The organism is Olsenella absiana (assembly GCF_036408855.1).
Lineage (GTDB): Bacteria > Actinomycetota > Coriobacteriia > Coriobacteriales > Atopobiaceae > Olsenella_K > Olsenella_K absiana.
In genome coordinates this window covers 51,710-70,225 of record NZ_JAZGJQ010000011.1, presented here as the reverse complement: position 1 = coordinate 70,225, position 18,516 = coordinate 51,710, and the positions used below count along the sequence as shown (strand labels likewise).

At 69.6% G+C, this 18,516-nt stretch carries 11 protein-coding genes; 4 read left to right on the top strand and 7 right to left on the bottom strand.

The annotated features are described in order from the left end of the window. Positions 1-166 precede the first annotated feature (166 nt). The 4 genes from feoB to VXJ25_RS08600 form a co-directional block, all read right to left on the bottom strand. Positions 167-2,833 (bottom strand): ferrous iron transporter B, encoded by a 2,667-nt coding sequence (gene feoB, locus VXJ25_RS08615; protein WP_330958806.1) that lies wholly within the window; start codon positions 2,831-2,833, stop codon positions 167-169. 99 nt (positions 2,834-2,932) lie between these two features. Continuing rightward, complete coding sequence (locus VXJ25_RS08610) at positions 2,933-3,163, bottom strand: FeoA family protein (RefSeq protein WP_330958805.1); 231 nt, start codon at positions 3,161-3,163, stop codon at positions 2,933-2,935. 118 nt (positions 3,164-3,281) lie between these two features. Then, positions 3,282-3,575 carry a FeoA family protein gene (locus VXJ25_RS08605; RefSeq protein ID WP_330958804.1) on the bottom strand — a complete coding sequence of 98 codons (294 nt, stop codon included), beginning with the start codon at positions 3,573-3,575 and terminating at the stop codon, positions 3,282-3,284. A 312-nt stretch (positions 3,576-3,887) separates the two neighbouring features. After that, positions 3,888-6,620, bottom strand: coding sequence for a phosphoenolpyruvate carboxylase (locus VXJ25_RS08600; RefSeq protein WP_330958803.1), 2,733 nt, complete (start codon positions 6,618-6,620; stop codon positions 3,888-3,890). A gap of 245 nt (positions 6,621-6,865) precedes the next feature. Between VXJ25_RS08600 and VXJ25_RS08595 the strand changes: the two genes are divergently transcribed. Then, on the top strand, positions 6,866-8,311 hold the full coding sequence (locus VXJ25_RS08595; RefSeq protein WP_330958802.1) for a lipopolysaccharide biosynthesis protein: 1,446 nt from the start codon (positions 6,866-6,868) through the stop codon (positions 8,309-8,311). A 26-nt stretch (positions 8,312-8,337) separates the two neighbouring features. On the opposite strand, the gene VXJ25_RS08590 is transcribed toward VXJ25_RS08595, so the two are convergent. Together VXJ25_RS08590 and aspS are read right to left on the bottom strand one after the other, a co-directional pair. Next, positions 8,338-9,858 (bottom strand): CapA family protein, encoded by a 1,521-nt coding sequence (locus VXJ25_RS08590; RefSeq protein ID WP_330958801.1) that lies wholly within the window; start codon positions 9,856-9,858, stop codon positions 8,338-8,340. 51 nt (positions 9,859-9,909) lie between these two features. Further along, positions 9,910-11,679: an aspartate--tRNA ligase gene (gene aspS, locus VXJ25_RS08585; RefSeq protein WP_330958800.1), complete on the bottom strand. Its 1,770-nt coding sequence runs from the start codon at positions 11,677-11,679 to the stop codon at positions 9,910-9,912. A gap of 408 nt (positions 11,680-12,087) precedes the next feature. Here aspS and VXJ25_RS08580 point away from each other — a divergent pair, with 408 nt between their 5' ends. Beyond that, positions 12,088-14,100: an efflux RND transporter periplasmic adaptor subunit gene (locus VXJ25_RS08580; protein WP_330958799.1), complete on the top strand. Its 2,013-nt coding sequence runs from the start codon at positions 12,088-12,090 to the stop codon at positions 14,098-14,100. Here the strand turns inward: VXJ25_RS08580 and VXJ25_RS08575 are convergent. Beyond that, a complete protein-coding gene (locus VXJ25_RS08575) occupies positions 14,097-15,668 on the bottom strand; it encodes a CapA family protein (RefSeq protein ID WP_330958798.1) in 1,572 nt (523 codons plus the stop codon). The two genes, VXJ25_RS08580 and VXJ25_RS08575, sit on opposite strands and share 4 nt — an antisense overlap. Positions 15,669-15,799: 131 nt before the next feature. Here VXJ25_RS08575 and VXJ25_RS08570 point away from each other — a divergent pair, with 131 nt between their 5' ends. Both VXJ25_RS08570 and VXJ25_RS08565 read left to right on the top strand, forming a co-directional pair. After that, complete coding sequence (locus VXJ25_RS08570; RefSeq protein ID WP_330958797.1) at positions 15,800-16,456, top strand: HAD family hydrolase; 657 nt, start codon at positions 15,800-15,802, stop codon at positions 16,454-16,456. Beyond that, positions 16,453-18,516, top strand: coding sequence for a DUF6020 family protein (locus tag VXJ25_RS08565; protein WP_330958796.1), 2,064 nt, complete (start codon positions 16,453-16,455; stop codon positions 18,514-18,516). The genes VXJ25_RS08570 and VXJ25_RS08565 overlap by 4 nt, the downstream gene beginning before the upstream one ends.

Genomic DNA, 18,516 nt, shown 5'->3' with positions numbered 1-18,516 from the left:
CTCCTTCGGCAGTTGGTTTTGTTTGGCGACTTACCATCCTACCGTCAGCGGGGCCATGTCCCTGTCGCGGGACTGGGTCTATTCGGTTCTCAACATTTGCGAAAGAAACTGTACGTCATCTCCCCCGTCGGAGCCGGCTGCTAGCCGGGCGACAGGGGCGCCGTGACTATGCCACCTGGCCGTCCAGGCTTTCGAGGATCTTGTCGTCCTTCTTGTCCCACTTGGGGGTCGGACGGAAGATCTGGAAGAGCATGGCGGCGAGCAGCACGAAGGCCACGACGGTCCAGAACCCGAAGCTTCCGAAGGCGACCAGCTCGTAGAGCTGGTTGATGAGGAGGCCGATCACCCAGCCGAAGACGCACTCGTACCCGATGGCGAAGGCCGTCCACTTGGCGGAGTCCATCTGCCGGCGGATCGTGCCCATTGCCGCGAAGCACGGGGCGCACAGCATGTTGAAGGCCACGAAGGCGCACATGGCACCGGCGTGCAGCGTGCCGCCGACGGTGAACATGCTGGCGAAGCCCTGCCACATGGTGACGGAGTTCTCGCTCGCATCAGAACCGATGCCGTAGAGCACGCCGAAGGTGGAGACGAGGTTCTCCTTGGCGATGAGGGCGGAGATGGTCGAGGCAGTGGCCATCCAGTTGCCGAAGCCGAGCGGGGCGAACAGGAAGCTCAGCGCGCCGCCGACGCCGGCGAGCACGGAGTAGTCCATGTAGGTCTCGGGCGCGCCCTCCATGCCGGGGAGGAACCCGAAGGCGCCCGTGCCGCCTTCCCATCCTGCGATGCCGAAATTGGACAGCACCCAGATACCGACGGCGGCGGCGAAGATGATCGTGCCAGCCTTCTTTACGTAGGCCGAGACGCGCTCCCACACGTGCAGAGCCCAGGAGCGAATCGCCGGGAAGTGGTAGTCGGGCAGCTCCATCACGAACGGGACGGGCTCGCCCTCGAAGGGCTTGGTCTTCTTGAGCATGACCGCAGAAATGATGATTGCGACGATGCCCATGAAGTAGAACATCGGGGCGACCCACCACGCACCGTTGTCGTCACCGACGAGTACGCCCATGACCAGGGCGATGATCGGCAGCTTGGCCGAGCACGGGATCATGGTGGTGAGCATGGCCGTCATGCGGCGGTCGCGCTCGTTCTCGATGGTCTTCGTGGAGAGCACGCCCGGCACACCGCAGCCGGAGGAGACGATCATGGGGATGAAGGACTTGCCGGACAGGCCGAAGCGGCGGAACAGCCGGTCCATGACGAAGGCCACGCGGCTCATGTAGCCGCAGTCCTCGAGGAAGCACAGGGCGATGAAGAGGACGAAGATCTGCGGGATGAAGCCCAGGACTGATCCCACGCCGCCGATGACGCCGTCGACCACCAGGGACTGCACCACCGGGGAGGCGCCGGCCGCCTCGAGGGCGTCCGTCGCTGCCGTCGGGATGGAGTCCACCCAGCCCTCGTAGTCGTGCTGGTCGGGCTCGGGGGTGTCGACCGCGGTCGCGAAGTCCGCGGCGGTGACGGTCGGCAGGACCTCGAGCTCCTGGCCGGCGGCGAGCACCGGGTTGCCGTCCTCGTCGAGCCTGGTCACGATCCCGCCATCGGTGTCGACGTAGTTGCCGTCCGAGTCGGTGACGGGCACGTCGGTCGCGACGACGCCCGCGGCCTCGGCGGCCTGCTCGAAGGCGGCGATCGTGGCGTCGTCGTCGGCGGTCCTGTCCGTCGCGTCGATGGCGTCCTCGACGCCGTCGGTGTCGACGCCCGCCTCCTCGGCCGCCGCGATGTAGCCGGAGATCTGGTCCGCGTAGTGCATGTCCTGCCAGGCGCCGTCGTCCTCGTCGAACTGCGCGGCGGAGGCGGCGTTCACGAAGAAGCCGTCGGAGAAGAGGTTGTCGTTGACCCAGTCGGTCGCCGGGGTGCCGACGGCGACCAGCGCGAACCAGTAGACCGCGATCATGACGGCGACGAAGATGGGCAGGCCGGCAATGCGGTTGGTCACGACGCGGTCGATCTTCTCGGAGGTGGTGAGCTTCTTGGGGGCCTTCTTGACGCAGGCCTCCATCACGTCGGCGATCCAGTCGTAGCGGTCGCTCGTGACGATCGACTCCGCGTCGTCGTCGCGCTCCTCCTCCACGGCCTTGATCGCGGCCTCCGCCTCGCCGAGGGCCTCGGCCGAGAGGCCGAGGGGCCTGATCGCCTCGGCGTCGCGCTCGAAGACCTTGATGGAGTACCAGCGGACGAGCTCGGGCGCGCAGGAGCCCTCGACCAGCGCGGAGATCGCTTCCAGCGCGTCCTCGACCTCAGGCGAGAAGCACCTGGTGCCACCGTTCGCCCGACCCTCGCGGGCGGCCTCGACGGCCTTCTCCACGAGTCCCTTGAGGTTCTTGTTGTGCAGGGCGGACACCTCCACGACCGGGGCGCCAAGGCGCTCGGAGAGGGCGGGGACGTCGATGACGTCGCCGCGCTCCTTGAGCAGGTCGCACATGTTGAGGCCTATCACCGTGGGACGGCCGGCCTCGAGCACCTGGGTCGTGAGGTAGAGGTTGCGCTCCAGGTTGGTCACGTCGACGAGGTCGATGATCGCGTCGGGCTTCTCGTTGACGAGGTAGTCGCGCGAGACGACCTCCTCGGGGGAGTACGGGGAGAGCGAGTAGATGCCGGGCAGGTCGACGAAGGTCACGCTCTTGTCGGCCTTCCACTCCGCCTGCTTCTTCTCCACCGTGACGCCCGGCCAGTTGCCGACGTAGCCGTTGGAGCCGGTGAGCTCGTTGAAGAGCGTGGTCTTGCCGCAGTTCGGGTTGCCGGCAAGGCCGATGTAAGTCTTTTCCGCCATTGGTGCCTTCCTTGTTGTGGCGCGGGCTGGGCCGCGCCCTGCCTTCTTGGTGCTTGCGACGCCTCCGCTGCGGAACCGCGGGAGGGTCGCCCGCCGGGCCTATGCCTCGAGCTCGACCTGCACGTTCTGGGCCTCGTCCTTGCGGAGCGAGAGCTCGTAGCCGCGCACCGTGACCTCGATCGGGTCGCCGAGCGGGGCAACCTTGCGCACGTGGATGCGCGCGTTCTTGGTGATGCCCATGTCCATGATGCGGCGCTTGATGGCGCCGCCACCGCCAAGGCCGACCACCTTGCAGCTCTGGCCGACCTTCACGTCCCTCAGGGTCCTCATGTGTCCTCCCCTCGTAGTAGTTCCAAGGCTGTCCCTGGCCGGTACCTCCCGGCCCCACTGGGACGCCAAGTTGTCGAGAATGCCCAGCCGTGGGCCCTACCGAGGGCCCTGCCGTGGGCTACGCCGTGGTGATGTGCTTCGCCATGTCGCGGCCGATGCCGAAGGTCGCGCCCTTTACGGAGACGATCACGTCTCCGTTGACGCGTGAGACGACCTTCACCTCGGCGCCCTCGACGAAGCCGAGCTCCGCGAGGTGCTGGCGGAGCTCGGAGCCGCCCCTCACGCGAGAGACCACGACGGTGCTCCCCTCGTGTACGAGCGACAAGGGCAGCTGGGCACCCGTGACCCTCGTGCGTGCGGGCATGGTCCCTCCCCCTCCCATCGCGACGGCTTCGGAGACCATATCGGTCATGGCTACCACTCCTGTCTGGACGGTGCCTGCGCAAGGCGCACTAACACCCACGGTTAACTCTTGTGAGTATACGTCGCCTAACTTATGGTGCAAGGGAGAAGTTGTAAATAGCTAACTATTTTCTCCGCCCTCTACCTGCCGTTATATGTTATTTGACTTATATCATTTTGGTTGGCCCTGGGCAGGCGTCTCGCTCGCCGTGCGCGCGGTCGTCCACGCGCACGCAAGGGACCCCGGGGAGCGAGCGCTCCCCGGGGTCCCCTTCGTACGTCCCTAGGCCTCATTCGTCCGGCCCCTCGGGCCGACGACACATCACCCCGTGTTCTGCAGACCGGCAGCGACGCCGGAGACGGTGCAGAGGATGAGGAAGATCAGCCGCTCGCGCTCCTCGGGCGTGAGCTTGTCGTTGTCGAGCCGCACCTTCTTGAGGGCGGAGACTTGCAGGAGCGAGAGGGCGTTCACGAACGGCAGGCGGGCGTGGACCACGGGACCCAGCACCTTGCGATGCTCGAGCGGCCACTTCTCCCCTATGATGGCGAGCACCCACTTCCGCGTGAGGCGCATCTCCTCCATGACCTTCTCGGACAGGTCCTCCCTGTCACCGAGGCCCAGGTACATCTGGGCGATCTCGTCGTCGGTCTTTGCGATCGACATCTCGATGTTGTCCACGAAGGTCGTGAAGAGCGGCCACTCCGCGTAGGCCTTGCGGAGCAGCTCCAGGTCGTCGAGCCTCTCGCAGGCGGTGCCGAGGCCGTACCACGCGGCGAGGTTGATCCTGGCCTGGGACCAGGAGAAGATCCAGGGAATCGTGCGCAGGTCGTCCAGGGACTTGGCTCCGAGGCCGCGCTTGGCGGGGCGCGAGCCGATCGGCAGCAGGCCGATCTCCGTCAGGGGGGTCACGGTCGAGAACCACTCGGCGAAGCCCTCGGTGTTGAGCAGGTCGCAGTAGTGTTCGCGCGACTCGCGCTCGAGCTCGGCGGCCATGTCGGCGTAGCGCTGCGTGGTCTCGGTGTTGACCCACTCGATGCTCGGCGCGGAGTTGAGCAGCGTCGCCGCCGCGACCTCCTCCACGTGGCGCCTCGCGAGCGTGGGGTCGCCGTAGCGCGCGAAGATGACCTCTCCCTGCTCGGTGAGCTTGAACCGGCAGTTGACCGAGCCCTTGGGCTGGGCGAGCACCGCGTGGTGGGCCGGACCGCCGCCGCGGCCGACCGCGCCACCGCGACCGTGCATGAGGATGAGGTCTATGTCGTTGCGCTCCGCCCACTCGGCTATGCGGCGCTGGGCGTCGTGCAGAACGAGCGTCGCGGAGGTGGGACCGGCGTCCTTGGAGGAGTCGGAGTAGCCGAGCATGACCTCGAGCCTGCGGCTGGTCTCGTCCAGGCGGCGGCGCACGTCAGGGAGCTGGATCATCTTGTCGAGCGTCTCGACGGCGCCCTCGAGGTCCTCGACCTGCTCGAACAGGGGGATCACGTCGAGGGTCGGCACGTCCTGCTCGTGCGCGAAGGCAAGGCGAGCGAGCTCGTAGACGTCGGCGACGTTCTGCGCGCTCTTGGTGAAGGAGATGATGTAGCGGCGCGCCGCGTTGACGCCGTTGCGTCGCTGGATGTTCGCGATCGCGCGGAAGGTGTCGAGCACCTCGCGCGTCATGGGCGCGAGCTCGCCACGCTCGCCCCAGCGGCCGTGCTCGCGGATGTCCGCGAGGGCGCGGCTGTGCACGAGCGAGTGCTGGCGGAACTCCATCTCGACCATGTTGAAGCCGAAGGTCTCGGCCTGCCAGATGAGCGTCTGCAGCGGGCCGTAGGCCTCCCGGACGGCACCGCAGCTGGCCAGGGAGTCCTGGACGCAGCGCAGGTCGTCGAGGTACTCGTCGCAGGAGTCGTACATGAGGTCGGCCGTGCGCGTGATCGTGGCCTCGAGGCGGTTCGCGATCACGAGCATGACGGCGCGGTGCGGCTCGCTCGTGGAGAGGGCCTCGGCGCGGGCTGTCAGGACCTCGCTCATCTCGACCTGGTGGCTCCAGAGGTTCAGGAGGTCGCGCGAGGGGCTCGTGGTCATGGTCTCCTCGGTGAGGTTCCTGCCCACGGTCCTGGTGGCGTCGGCCAGCGTGCGCAGCATGTGCCCGCGGAACTTCTCGGCCACGCGCAGGCTCACCTTGGCCGTGACGTTGGGGTTGCCGTCGCGGTCCGAGCCGATCCAGCTGCCCGGGTGGAAGAACGCAGGGCAGACGGGCGGCACGCAGCCGGCCTTCTCGCCCAGCTCCCAGTCGTCGAAGCGGCGGTACACCTTGGGGATCATCTCGAACAGGGTGTTGTCGAAGATGTCGATGATCGTGTCGGCCTCCTCGACGGGGGTCGGCTTCTTGATGGCGATGGGCGACGTGCGGAAGAGCGCGTCGATCTCCTGCAGCATGCGGCGCTCGTTCTCCAGGAGCTCCGGGCCGCCCAGCTGCGGCCGGCGGGCGAGAAGGGCCGCGATGCGCCTGATCTTGCCGGTCACGGCCTTGCGGCGCGCCTCGGTCGGGTGGGCCGTGAAGACCGGGCGGAACTCGAGGCGGCGGAGCTTCTCGTCCGCCTCCCCCTTGTCGGTCTCCTCGATCAGGCGGCGGTAGGCGACGGTGATCGTGTTGATGGGGTCGTCCTCGGAGCTGACGTCCACCTGGCGCTCGCGCGTGCGCAGCGAGCTGACTCGGTAGTCCTCCTCCGCGATGTTGGCCAGGTGGAAGTAGGTGGTGAAGGCTCTGGTCACGAGCTGGCACTCGCGCAGCGTCATCGAGTCTATGAGGCGGGCGGCGCGGGCGAAGGCCTCCCTGACCTCCTCCGGCGAGGCGCTCTCGTCGTTGGCCGCGAGCATGTCGGCCAGCAGGACGTCGAAGGACTTGCGCAGGCCCGTGTCGTACTCCCCGAGCACCTTGCGGACGAGGCGCAGGAACAGGGCCATGTTGGCCTTGAGCCCGTCGGGCATGCTGAGGTCCTTGAGCGAGGCAGCCGCGAGCGCCTGCTCGGACTCCTCCTCGGGGCCCGGGCGGCCCGTGATTTCTTGCTGCATGGTCATCCCCTCCTGCCCGTGACCGGGCACGTAGCAGCGTGAGCGCTGCCGTGTGGGCAGAGCTCGTGTGCGGAACCATGATATATGCGCGGACGCGGATACAAGCCCGTTACATACGCACTTAACCCAACCGACACGAGAAGGACGCGCGGGTCCGCGCGGCGGGCGGGGCGGGCGAGCCCTACAATTGTCGCGTATGCGAGTGAGCCTGCCGCGCCTGGGCGCGGCGCGAGGGAGGTCGGGCCATGCTCAAGCGGAGAAAGGCGGACGGACGCGAGGCCGGGCGCGGCGGGGTGCGCGGGGCAGGCGAACCCTGGGGCACCACGGCCGGGGCGGCAGGCGCGGCGGGCGCGGGGGTGCGGCCCGAGCGGCACGAGCACAGGGCCCGCCAGCTCGCCGAGCACTGGTGGAACCGCCTGATCGAGGCGGTCTACGACCGTTCGTTCAGCGAGCAAACCGAGCTCTACGCCTCCAGCCAGGGCACCCTGGACTACGTCCTCAACACAATCGGGCAGGGGGCCTGGGGCGTGCTCTTCCCCCTCCTGACCGTCGTCGCCACGCAGCTCGCGGGAGCCGAGGACGCGGGCATGTTCACCATGGCGTTCGTCACGGCGACCATGCTCATGTACATCGGCAACTACGGCGTGCGCACCTTCCAGGTCTCCGACCTTGAGGAGAACGAGTCCTTCTCGGCCTACGTGATCCAGCGCGTCGTGACCTGCGCGCTCATGATGGGCGTGGGTTACCTCTACTGCCGCGCGCGCGGCTACTCGGGACCCATGTACGCCATCTGCCTCGCCGTCTTCACCTACCGCATGGTCGACGCCCTCGCCGACGTCTACGAGGGGCGCCTGCAGCAGGTCGACAAGCTCTACCTCGCCGGGATCTCCATGGGCATCCGCTCGGTGCTCGCGGTCGTCGTCTTCACCGTGCTGCTCTTCGTCACCCGCAGCCTCCAGGTGGCCTCCGTGGCCATGGCCGTCTGCGCGGTGGCGAGCTTCTTCGTGGTGACGCTGCCGCTCACGCTCTTCGAGACGCCGAAGTCGCGCGCCCCCGAGCTCGTCGAGGTCAAGGAGCTCTTCGTCGACTGCTTCCCCGCCTTCGCCGGCGTCTTCCTCTACGCGCTGATCGACAACGTCCCCAAGTTCGTGATGGAGGGCAGCCTCAGCTACGACAACCAGACCTACTTCAACGCCATCTACTTCTGCTCGAACTCCATCCTCATGATGGCGGGGCTCGTCTACAAGCCGCAGATCGTGCGCCTCTCCACCATCTGGGCGGACCGCGGCAGGCGGGCCCGCTTCGACCTCGTCATCGTCGGTATGCTGGCCCTCGTCGCCGTGATCGTCGCGGTCATGCTCGTCTTCACCGGACTCATCGGCGTGCCGCTCAACGGGCTGCTCTACGCCACGGACTTCGAGCGGTTCCGCACGCAGTCCTACCTCATGGTGGTCGCGGGCGGACTCGCCGCGGGGGCGGACTTCCTCTTCCAGATCCTCACGGTCCTGCGCTACCAGAGCGCCGCCACGCTCATCTACCTCGTCGGGTTCGGCGTGGCGCTGGTGCTCAGCTTCGCGCTCGTGCGGACCCTCGGCTTCGACGGCGCCGTCTGGGCCTACCTCGTCTCGCACGTGGTGCTCTTCTGCCTGTTCGTCGCCCGCTATGTGGTGATCAGGGTGAAGTCGCGCTAGGTGCGGGGCCGCCGGCTGTGGGCGCGCTACGCCGCGTCAGCCAGACCGCCGTCGCCCGAGGCGGCGTCCCCGCCGGCGGTGCCGCCGTCGCCCGTGACCGTGCCCCGAAGCTCATGCGCGCCCGGGTCGTAGGCGCTGCCCAGCACCTGTGCGCAGAAGCCGTCCACCCACTCCACCGTGCACGAGGAGTTGTTGGCGTACACGCTCGCGTTGGTGGCTGCGAGCTCATCGGTGTAGTCGCGCAGCAGGTAGGTCGTGAAGTCCGCGCCCGACCCCTTGTGGCAGACGACCGGCACGAACGCGTAGTCGCCGACGTGGCAGGTGCCGTCCGCGTCCCGCTCGAGGGTGACCTCGGCGAGGCCCCCCACCAGGTTCTGGTTGTCGTTCTGGTTCGAGACGAAGTTGCCCACCGACCAGTAGCAGAGCATGCCCTTGCCGTCCGGGCGCGTAAGGACCTCGACGGGCTCGATCACGTGCGGGTGGTCTCCGACCACCAGGTCCACGCCCTCCTCGGCGAAGACCTTGGCCCACGACTCCTGCTCGTCGGAGGGGGTGAGCTGGTACTCCGTCCCCCAGTGCGGGAAGACCACCACGAGATCGGCCTCCTGCTTGGCCTTGCGGATGGCGGCGCGCACCTCGTTCTCGTGTCCCCAGTCGAGAAGGGCCACGGCGTCTTTGGGGTCGGGGTAGCCGTTGAGGTCGTAGGTGAAGTTGAGGAGGCCCACCTTGAGCCCGTCCTTCTCGTAGACGTAGGGCTCGTACGGGGAGGTCGAATCGTCCGTCTCTCGGTCGACGACGCCGAGCGTCCGGACGGCAGGGTACTTCTCCCGCCAGTACGCCAGCTCGCTGTGGATGCCGTCGTAGCCCGCGTCCATGGCGTGGTTGGTCGCCTTGAGCACCACGTTGAAGCCGGCCTTGGCCGTGGCGTCGTTGAACTCGAGCGGCCCGTTGAAGCTGGGGTAGCCGGAGAGGCCGAGCGAGGTGCCTGCCGCCGGGGTCTCCTGGTTCACCACGCGCAGGTCGAAGCCGGCGAGCTCGTCGGTCACGTGCGCGTAGACGTGGTCGAAGTCGTACGTACCGTCGGCCTTGGCGCCGCTCTGGACGAGGAGCATGTGCTTCAGGATGTCGCCGGCCATGACCAGTCTGACCTTGGTCGGCTCGGCCTGGGGCGCGTCGGGGGTGGCCGCGGGGCCCGCACCGGCGGTGGAGCCCGCGCCCGCGGCGGAGCCCGCACCGGCCGCGGCACCCGCGCCCGCGGCGGCGTCCACGCCCCCGGAGGCCCACGGCAACGCGACCGTGCCGTCCTCGACGAGCGCGAAGGCACCCGTCGCGACGGCGACGAGGAGGGCCACCACGCAGAGGACGGGCACCCAGGCGGGCGTCCTTCTCGGCCTCCTGCTGAAGTGGTCGCCCCTCGCGCCGCGGCCGCCCCTCACGGGGCCGGCGGCGGCGGAGGGGCGACCGTCGTTCTCGCGCGCCCTGGCGCTCCTAGCGTCGGCGTGCCTTTCGCCCGGGCTCGCGTGCCCGGGCCGTCCGCTCCTTGGCATCGGGTCCTCCAGGATGGTTTCAGGATGTGGTCTCCCCATCCTACCCCAGGCCTAGAGGATGCGCAGCGAGACCTCCTTGAGCTGCTGGCCGGAGACCTCCGACGGGGCGCCAGACATGAGATCGGAGCCGGAGCTGGTCTTGGGGAAGGCCATGACCTCGCGGATGGAGTCGGAGCCGGTCAGCAGCATGCAGACGCGGTCGAGGCCGAGGGCGAAGCCGCCCATCGGGGGCGCACCGAACTTCAGGGCCTCCATCAGGAAGCCGAACTGGGCCTCCGCGCGCTCCTCCGTGAAGCCGAGGAGCTTGAGGATGCGCATCTGGAGCTCGGCGTTGTGGATGCGCATGCCGCCGCCGCCCGCCTCGTAGCCGTCCATCACGAAGTCGTAGGTGTGCGAGCCGCAGGACAGCGGGTCGCTCTCGAGCCTGTCGATGTCGGACTCCATCGGCTGGGTGAAGGGCTGGTGCTCGGACGCGTACGCCTTGCGCTCCTCGTCCCAGTGGAAGAGCGGGAAGTCAACGACCCACAGGAAGTCGTGGCCCTCGCGCGGGAGCTCCAGGGCGTCTGCCATGTGGTTGCGCATCCCGCCGAGGATCTCGTCGGCCTTGAGGCGGCTCTCCACCGCGAACATCACGAGGTCGCCGGGCTCGACGTCCATCTCGGCGCGCAGGGCGGCCATCTCGTCGTCGCTGAAGAACTTGACGATGGGGCTCGTCACGCTGCCGTCCTCGCGGAAGGCGATGTAGGCGAGGCCCTTGGCGCCGAAGCCTGCGGCGACGTCGGCGAGGCGGTCGATCTTGGCGCGCGGCCAGGTGCCGGCCCCCTTGGCGTTGATGGCCTTGACGTAGAGGCCCTCGGTCTTGGCCGCGCTCGCGAACAGCTTGAACTTGGAGTCCTGGAAGATCGGCGTCACGTCGTGCAGGCGCATGCCGAAGCGCGTGTCGGGCTTGTCGATGCCGTAGGTGTCCATCGCGTCCCAGTAGGAGATGCGGCGCAGCGGCAGCTGCATCTCGACGCCCATGGCGGCGAAGGCGTCTTTCAGCACGCCCTCGAGCATGCCCATCACGTCGTCCTGCTCGACGAAGCTCATCTCGACGTCCACCTGCGTGAACTCGGGCTGGCGGTCGGCGCGCAGGTCCTCGTCGCGGAAGCACTTGGCGACCTGGTAGTAGCGCTCGACGCCGCCGACCATGAGGAGCTGCTTGAGCAGCTGCGGGGACTGCGGCAGCGCGTAGAAGTTGCCCGGCTGGGTGCGGCTCGGGACGATGAAGTCGCGCGCGCCCTCGGGGGTGGACTTGAACAGCGCCGGGGTCTCGACCTCCATGAACTCGCGCTTGTGGAAGGCCTCGCGCAGCGCGAAGGTGAAGTCGGAGCGCAGCTTGAGGTTGGCCATCATCTTGGGCCGGCGGATGTCGAGGTAGCGGTAGCGCAGGCGCACGTCCTCGGAGGCGTCCACGTGGTCCTCGATCTGGAACGCGGGCGTCTTGGAGGTGTTGAGCACCTCGAGCTCGGAGACGAGCACCTCGACCTGGCCGGTCGCGAGCTTCTCGTTGTCCTGGCCCTCGGGGCGCTCGCGCACCGTGCCGGTGACCTTGAGCGGCCACTCGGAGCGCACGTGCTCGGCCGCGTGGAAGGCGGTGCCGCCGGAGTGCTCGGGGTCGAAGGAGATCTGCGTCACGCCGGCGCGGTCGCGCAGGTCGATGAAGATCAGGCCGCCGTGGTCGCGGCGGTGCCAGACCCAGCCGGTGAGCGTGACGGTCTCACCGATGTTGGCAGGCCTGAGCTCGCCACAGGTGTGCGTGTGCATGGAAAAAGAGTCCATCTGGATCCTCTCGTCTCTCCCGCCCCGTGTCGTACGGGCGGGTCCTCAGCAGACGGCGACTAGCGTAGACGGCGCTTCGTCGCGCGAGTTCGCATTGTACTACGCAAGGTTCCTACGACCTTGCACGAAGGTGCGCGCAAGCTGCAATTAACGGAATGGAAAAGGACGTAAACGTTCTCGCGCGGCTCCGCCCCGACCCTTGCGCGCCGCTGGCGAAGGCCGGCCGGGCGGCGGGGCGGGCGCGCGGCTGCCCGCCGCAATCGTGCCGATGCGGTGGTGAAGCCGCGCCGGGGCGCGCCGGGATGCGCGCCGGCGCCCGAAACATGAGAAGATGTGCTATTCAGTGGCACGGTCCGGTGGCAAGTCACCGTGGTGGAGCAGAACGTGGCGTCTGAGAGGCATCGGCACATGGCTAAGCACTTCGCAAGCGCACGCGACGAGCACGCAGGGGCCCGGCGCCCGAAGGCAGGACGCCCCGAGCCAGAGCCCGTGGCCGAGAAGGACGCGCAGGCCGAGGGCGCCCTCGGGGGCGCCATCGAGCCGCAGGCCGAGCCCGCCGCCGCACCCGCCCCGGAGCCCGCACAGCAGGAGCCCGCCCGCCTCTCCGTCGACGAGATCTTCCGCGAGGAGATGGCCTCCGCCGCCAGGGCCCGGGCCGAGGCCCGCGCCGAGGCGCGGGCGGCCGCGATGGACACCAGCCCGCTCTCCGCAACCCTACCCGCAGCCAAGGGGGACTCGACCGATGGGGCCGCGGCCAAGGGGCCTGCGGCCGGCGCAGAGCCCGACGAAACCGCGGTCCTTCTCGGCCCCGACGCGGACGGCACGCTGCCCATGGCGGACGCGGGCTACCCCGCCCCGCTCGACGAGGCCGGCGCCGGGCCCGACGACTCGCTCGGCGGCGCACCCGCGGCCTCGCCCGACGAGGCGTGGGCGGCGGGCGCAGACGGGGGCGAGACGGTGCGCCTCGCGCGCAACGAGGTCGCCGCCATGCCCGTCGACCAGCCGCTCTACGCGAGCGACACCCCCTCGCCCTACCTCGGGGACCGAAGCGCGCGGATGAGCACGGAGGACATCCGCCGGCGCCACCACAAGGCGCGCGTGGCGGTCTTCGTCGCCGTCCTCCTTGCGCTCGTCGCGGGAGGGGCCGCCCTGGGCTACGGCTACCTGCACGGCGGAGCCGGCGAGCCGGTCGCCCAGTACAACACCGCGAAGATCCAGCGTGGCGAGTTCCTCGACCTCGTCACGTCCACCGTGGCGCTCGAGCCCGTACAGCACGACTCCATAACCCCCCAGGTCACCGGCACCGTCGACCAGGTCAGGGTCTCGGAGGGCGACACTGTGGCCGAGGGCGACGTGCTCTTCACCCTCAAGAACCAGACCGTGACCGACACGGCGGACAAGGCCAAGTCCACGCTCGACGCAGCCAAGCAGACCGCGAGCGACCGCCAGAAGGACCTGGACGAGGCCAACAAGGCGCTCGACGACGTCAAGAAGTCCGCGACCGACGCCCAGGGCAAGATCGAGGGGCTGCTCTCCCTCGACGCCGGGACGATGGCGCACCTCAAGGACGCGCAGGACGCGCTCAAGAAGGCCCAGGACGCGGGCAGCACGGACCAGGAGGCCCTGAAGTCCCTGCAGAAGGACGTGGACGACACCCAGGCCAAGGTGACGGCCGCAATCGCCAAGCTCTCCGCCATCAAGCAGATCGAGTACGCGGGCTACTCCTCCGCCCTCAACACCGCCTACTCGCAGGTCGAGGCGGACCAGAAGATCGTGGACGCCGCCCAGAGCTCGCTCGACGACGCCAACAAGGCCGCAAGCTCCGCCCAGGCCGCCTACGACAGCGCCCAGGCGCAGCTCGACAAGCTCAACGTGCGTGCGACCATCCCCGGCACGGTGCACTCGCTCGACAAGGGCCTCGCGCAGGGCACCGAGGTGACCACGGCGACCCGCCTGTGCGACGTGGACGACCTCTCCTCGCTCGTGGTCGAAGTGCCCGTACCCGAGGGCAAGACCGGCCGGGTCAAGGAGGGCCAGGAGGTCCGCGTGACCTTCGACGGCATCGACGACCTCGACGTCACCACGACCGTGGACTCCCTCTCCTCAAAGGGCGGCACGCTCGTCGCCCACGCGACCATCTCCGACCCAGACGAGCGCCTCACCCAGGGTTCGGCCGCCACGGCCTCCGTCGTGCTGCAGGAGATCGACGACGTGCTGATGGTCCCCAAGGAGGCCGTCGTCACCGGCGACGACGGGGCCGCCTGCCTCGACGTCCTTCTCGACCCGTCGCGCGCGATCGTCACCCGCGTGGACGTGACCGTGAGGGCGACCAACGACACCACGGCCGTCGTCGAGGCGCCGGACATCCAGGCCGACACCTCCGTCGTCCTCCCCGGCCAGACGGGCCAGGACCAGGGCTAGGAGAGGTCGATCACGTAGGTGCCCGTGTCGGCGTCCCTCTCCTGTCCCATCACGCCGTCGAGAAAGCGCGTCATGTAGTCCGGAGTGAGCCAGGTGTCCCAGCCGGCGCCCATGACCGTGTCGGTCGCGTCGGCGACGCGGTAGACCGCGAAGTTGGCGTCGTTCGCGCGCCTCGTGACCACGGGGTCGAGCTCCGCCGAGGAGAGCCGGCAGCTGCCGTCCTCCGCGCGGTGGAAGGTCAGCTTGGCGAGGCCGCCCATGAAGCTGTGCTCGTTGCCCGAGGAGGACAGGAAGTTCCCGAGGGAGTAGAAGCAGGCGCACTTCTCGCCCGAATCGTTGGTGAGGACCTCCACCGGCTGCAGGACGCCCGTGCCGTAGCCGACGACCGCGTCGACGCCGAGCTCGGAGAAGAGCTCCGCCACCTCCCGCTGGTCGTCCGTGACCTCGGAGGGGCTCTGGAGGCACCAGTCGACGCAGGCGACGATGGCGTCGGCGCCCGCCTCCTGGGCCTGCGCCACGTCGGCGCGGACCTTTGCCTCGCTGAGGTAGGAGACGTAGTCCGAGTCCGTCTTGGGGCTGATGGTCGCCTCGGTGCTCGCCGTGTAGTCGAGAACCGCGACCTTGACGCCGTCCCTCTGGTAGACGTAGACCTTGCGTGCCAGGTCCGCGCCGTCCGTCCCCTCCGGGTCCGCGACGCCGATCACGGGGACATCGGAGTGGTTGGCGTCCCAGAACGCCATCTCGGCGTGGAGGCCCTCGTAGCCCTCGTCGAGCGCGTACGGGGAGGCCTTGAGCACGCCGTCGAAGCCCGCGCCGAGCTCGGCCTGGACGAGGGCGTGCGGGGTGTCGTAGGGGGCGCCGCCCGTGAAGTCCTGTCCGCCCAGGCTCGAGACGTGCGCGACGAGCGCGAGGTCCGCAGCGCTGACGTCGTCGGAGACGTGCTTGAGCACGGAGCTGAAGTCGTAGGTCCTGGTGCCGTCCGAGGAGGTGCCGGTCCGAGTGGCGGAGAGGAGCCTGCTCTGGACGAGGACGTCGCCCGCGGCGACCATCGTCACGTCGACCGGGCCCTCGGGCGCGGCCTCGGCGGTCGTGACCTGGGTCTGCTCCTCCTGTTGGCGCCCGGCGACCTGGGCGCGCACGCGCAGGCTGTTGCCGACGAAGGCGAAGGCGCCCACGGCGATGACTGCGAGGGCCGCCACGACGGCGACCACGACGGGGTCGAGGCGGAGCGCGAGGGCGCTGTAGCGGGAGGCGGCGTCGCGCGAGTAGGAGGAGGCCACGCGCTCGAGGCGCTCCTCCTCGGACTCCGGGTCCTCGTCCGGCCCGTCGGCAGGGCAGTCCCAGTACTCGTCGGCGGGCAGGTCCACGTCGGCCGCGTCGACATCGGCGGACGCGTCGGCGGGCAGGTCCACGTCGGCCGCGTCGGCATCGGCGCCCTCCGGCGCGGCGGGCTCTGCGCCCTCCGGCGCGAGTGCGGGGTCGAGGTCCTGCTCGTCCACAGCGCCCCCCTGGGCCACCCCGGCCTCGGAGGAGTCCCTCGGGTCCAGATTCTGATCTGAGTCGGCCACGGCCCACCCCTCCCTGAAGTTTCGCTACTCGGCAATCATACGTGCTCGCAGCGGAGTTTGCACGGTCGAGGGCGCCATGGGTCGGCGGGTCGGGCTAGCATGTAGGCCACGGAACACGACAAGGAGGAGAGATGCCCTACTCTGCCGCCATATTCGACCTGGACGGAACCCTGCTCGACACCCTCGGCGACCTGCACGCCGCGGTGAATCACGCGCTCGGGTCGTGCGGTCTGCCCGCCAGGAGCGCCGCCGACGTGCGCGCCTTCACCGGCGACGGCCTGCGCAGGCTGGCCTGGCGCAGCGCCGGCGAAGGGGTGGACGAGGGCAGGCGCGAGGCGGTCTACCAGGAGCTCGCGTCCTACTACGCGGGCCACTGCCAGGAGCTGACCCGGCCCTACCCCGGCGTCCCGGAGGTGGTGGACGAGCTGCGCGGCGCCGGCGTCAGGTGCGGCGTGGTCTCCAACAAGGTCGACTCCGCCGTCCGGGAGCTCGTGGAGCGCTTCTTCCCCGGGCAGTTCGACTTCGTGGTCGGCGAGCGCGAGGCGGAGGGAATCCGCAAGAAGCCGGCGCCCGACACGGTCGAGGCCTGCCTCACGGCCTTCGGCGTCGCGGCCGCAGACGCCGTCTACGTGGGCGACTCCGAGGTGGACGTCGAGACCGCCAGAAACGCAGGGTGCGACTGTATCATCGTGACCTGGGGCTTCAGGGACGAGCGGTTCCTGCGGGAGCACGGAGCGCGCACGCTCGCGCACACCGCCGGCGAGCTCGCGCGCGAGGTCCTCGCATGAGGCGGGAGCTCCCGGCGCGTCGTCGCGACCTCAGGGTACCGGCGTTCGCGGTCGCGGCAGCCCTCGTGGGCGTCGCGGTCTCCACGTCCTACTCGCCCGACGGGACGGTCCTGGTCAGCCCCTTCGACCTGTCGAGCGAGCTCGCGGTCCTCCTCGCCCTCCCCCTGCTGTGGCGGGCGCTCTTCGGCGCGCCAAGCGCGGGCGCGGGCGGCGCGGGGCGGCCCCGCCTCACGCCGTGGTCGTGCGTGACCTCGGCCGTCCTCGCGCTCACGGTGTTCCTCGGGCGGCCCATCGACGAGGGCGGCATGCTGCGCTTCCGCTCCGTGGTCTTCGCGAGCGGCATGGAGGCCTACGAGCTGCCCGGCACCGCGGGCTTCCTCGCGTGGTCGCTGCTCGTCCTTGCCGGCGACCTCGTGCTTTGCTGGTGCCTCGTGCGCCTCGCGTTCGACGGCCTGCGGGCGCTGGCGGCCCGGTCGCGCGGCGCCGTGGCGGAGAAGGACGTGGAGGCTGGTGGCTCGCTGGCGGGCGCGCGGCGCCCGCTGGGGCCCCTCGCGATCGCGCTCGTCCTTCTCGTCGCGTGGCTCCCCTACCTCGTCGCGTGGTTCCCGGGAACCGTCACCTCCGACCAGTCGATCCAGCTCGCGCAGTTCTTCGGCTACGCGGGCCACACCATGGACACCCACTACCCCTTCTTCGTTGCCGTGGTCTTCGGCAACCTCTACCGGCTCGGGACCCTCGTCGACCCGAGCGGATGGACGGGGATCCTCCTCATGACCCTCGTGCAGCTCGCCTGCGCCCTCCTCTCGCTCACCGAGGTGTGCCTGTGGGTCGAGCGCCTGCGCGGCCGCGGGCGCGCGTTCCACCTCGCGCTCGCGTTCTGCGCGCTGTTCCCGCTGATCCCCGTCTACGTGGTCTCCATCGGCAAGGACGGCGTCCACGCCTTCCTCGTCGCCCTCCTCTGCCTGCAGCTCTACCTCGCCGCCACGGTCGGGCGCGGCGAGGCTGCAGGGCCGGGCGTGCGCCTCGGGGCGGACGGGCGCGTCGAGGGGGGCTGGCTCTTCTCGCCCTGGGCGCTTCTCGCCAACGGCGTCCTCGTGTCGCTCACGCGCAACAACGGCGTCTTCCTCGTCGGCTTCGGCCTGCTCGTGCTTCTGCTCCTCACGCGCAGGCGCGAGGTCGCGGCCACCCTCGCCGCGACCCTCGCCGCCTTCGCCTGCTGGACCTACGCCGTGGTCCCCGCCTGCGGCGTCGAGGTGCTGGGGCCCGCCGAGGCCCTCTCCCTGCCCATGCAGGTGGTCGCCGCCAACCTGCACGCCGACGCCGAGCTCGACGCCGGCTCTCGCGAGGTCCTGGAGCGCTCCTTCTCGGTCCCGCTCGACGAGGTCGCCGGCCTCTACAACCCGCTCGTCTCGGACCCCGTGAAGAACCACGTGGTGGTGGGCGAGAAGGACGCGGCGTCCGTGGGCGAGTTCTGCTCGGTCGCGCTCGGGCTCGCCCGCGAGCACCCCCTCACGTCGTTCGTGGCCGCGGCCAGGACGACGATGAGCGTCTACCCGTTCACGCTGGGCACCTACTACCTCGAGGACAAGCCCTACTTCAACAGCCCGGACGACGCCCACGCGGCGCTGGGGTGGTTCGCCTCCGTGGACGAAATCCCCGAGCACGTGGCGAGGCCGCTCGCCGTCGCGGGGACGATGCTGCTCAAGGTGGCGCGCACCACGCTGCCCCTCTCCGTCCTCTACACGCCGGGGACCTACTTCTGGCTCCTCGTGGTGCTGCTGGGGTTCGCCCTCGACGAGGGCAGGCTGCGCGGGCCCACTTTCTGCGCCGTCTCCCCGCTCGTGATGCTGGAGGCGGTCCTCGTGGCGGCACCCTGCGGGTCCGTGCGCTACGCGCTGCCCCTCGCCTACTCGCTGCCGCTCCTCGTGCTGCTCGCGACGGACGTCGCGCGCGCCGGCGCGCGGGCGGAGGGTGCGCGCCACCTCAGGTCGGGAGCGCAGGGCGCGGGAACGGCGGACGAGAAGGCGCCGACGCGCGGGCCTCAGCACGGCAGTGACTAA

Coding starts and splice junctions, on each gene's coding strand:
- feoB (WP_330958806.1), bottom strand. CDS start 2,833: ATGGCGGAAAAGACTTACATCGGCCTTGCCGGCAACCCGAACTGCGGC.
- VXJ25_RS08610 (WP_330958805.1), bottom strand. CDS start 3,163: ATGAGGACCCTGAGGGACGTGAAGGTCGGCCAGAGCTGCAAGGTGGTC.
- VXJ25_RS08605 (WP_330958804.1), bottom strand. CDS start 3,575: ATGACCGATATGGTCTCCGAAGCCGTCGCGATGGGAGGGGGAGGGACC.
- VXJ25_RS08600 (WP_330958803.1), bottom strand. CDS start 6,620: ATGCAGCAAGAAATCACGGGCCGCCCGGGCCCCGAGGAGGAGTCCGAG.
- VXJ25_RS08595 (WP_330958802.1), top strand. CDS start 6,866: ATGCTCAAGCGGAGAAAGGCGGACGGACGCGAGGCCGGGCGCGGCGGG.
- VXJ25_RS08590 (WP_330958801.1), bottom strand. CDS start 9,858: ATGCCAAGGAGCGGACGGCCCGGGCACGCGAGCCCGGGCGAAAGGCAC.
- aspS (WP_330958800.1), bottom strand. CDS start 11,679: ATGGACTCTTTTTCCATGCACACGCACACCTGTGGCGAGCTCAGGCCT.
- VXJ25_RS08580 (WP_330958799.1), top strand. CDS start 12,088: ATGGCTAAGCACTTCGCAAGCGCACGCGACGAGCACGCAGGGGCCCGG.
- VXJ25_RS08570 (WP_330958797.1), top strand. CDS start 15,800: ATGCCCTACTCTGCCGCCATATTCGACCTGGACGGAACCCTGCTCGAC.
- VXJ25_RS08565 (WP_330958796.1), top strand. CDS start 16,453: ATGAGGCGGGAGCTCCCGGCGCGTCGTCGCGACCTCAGGGTACCGGCG.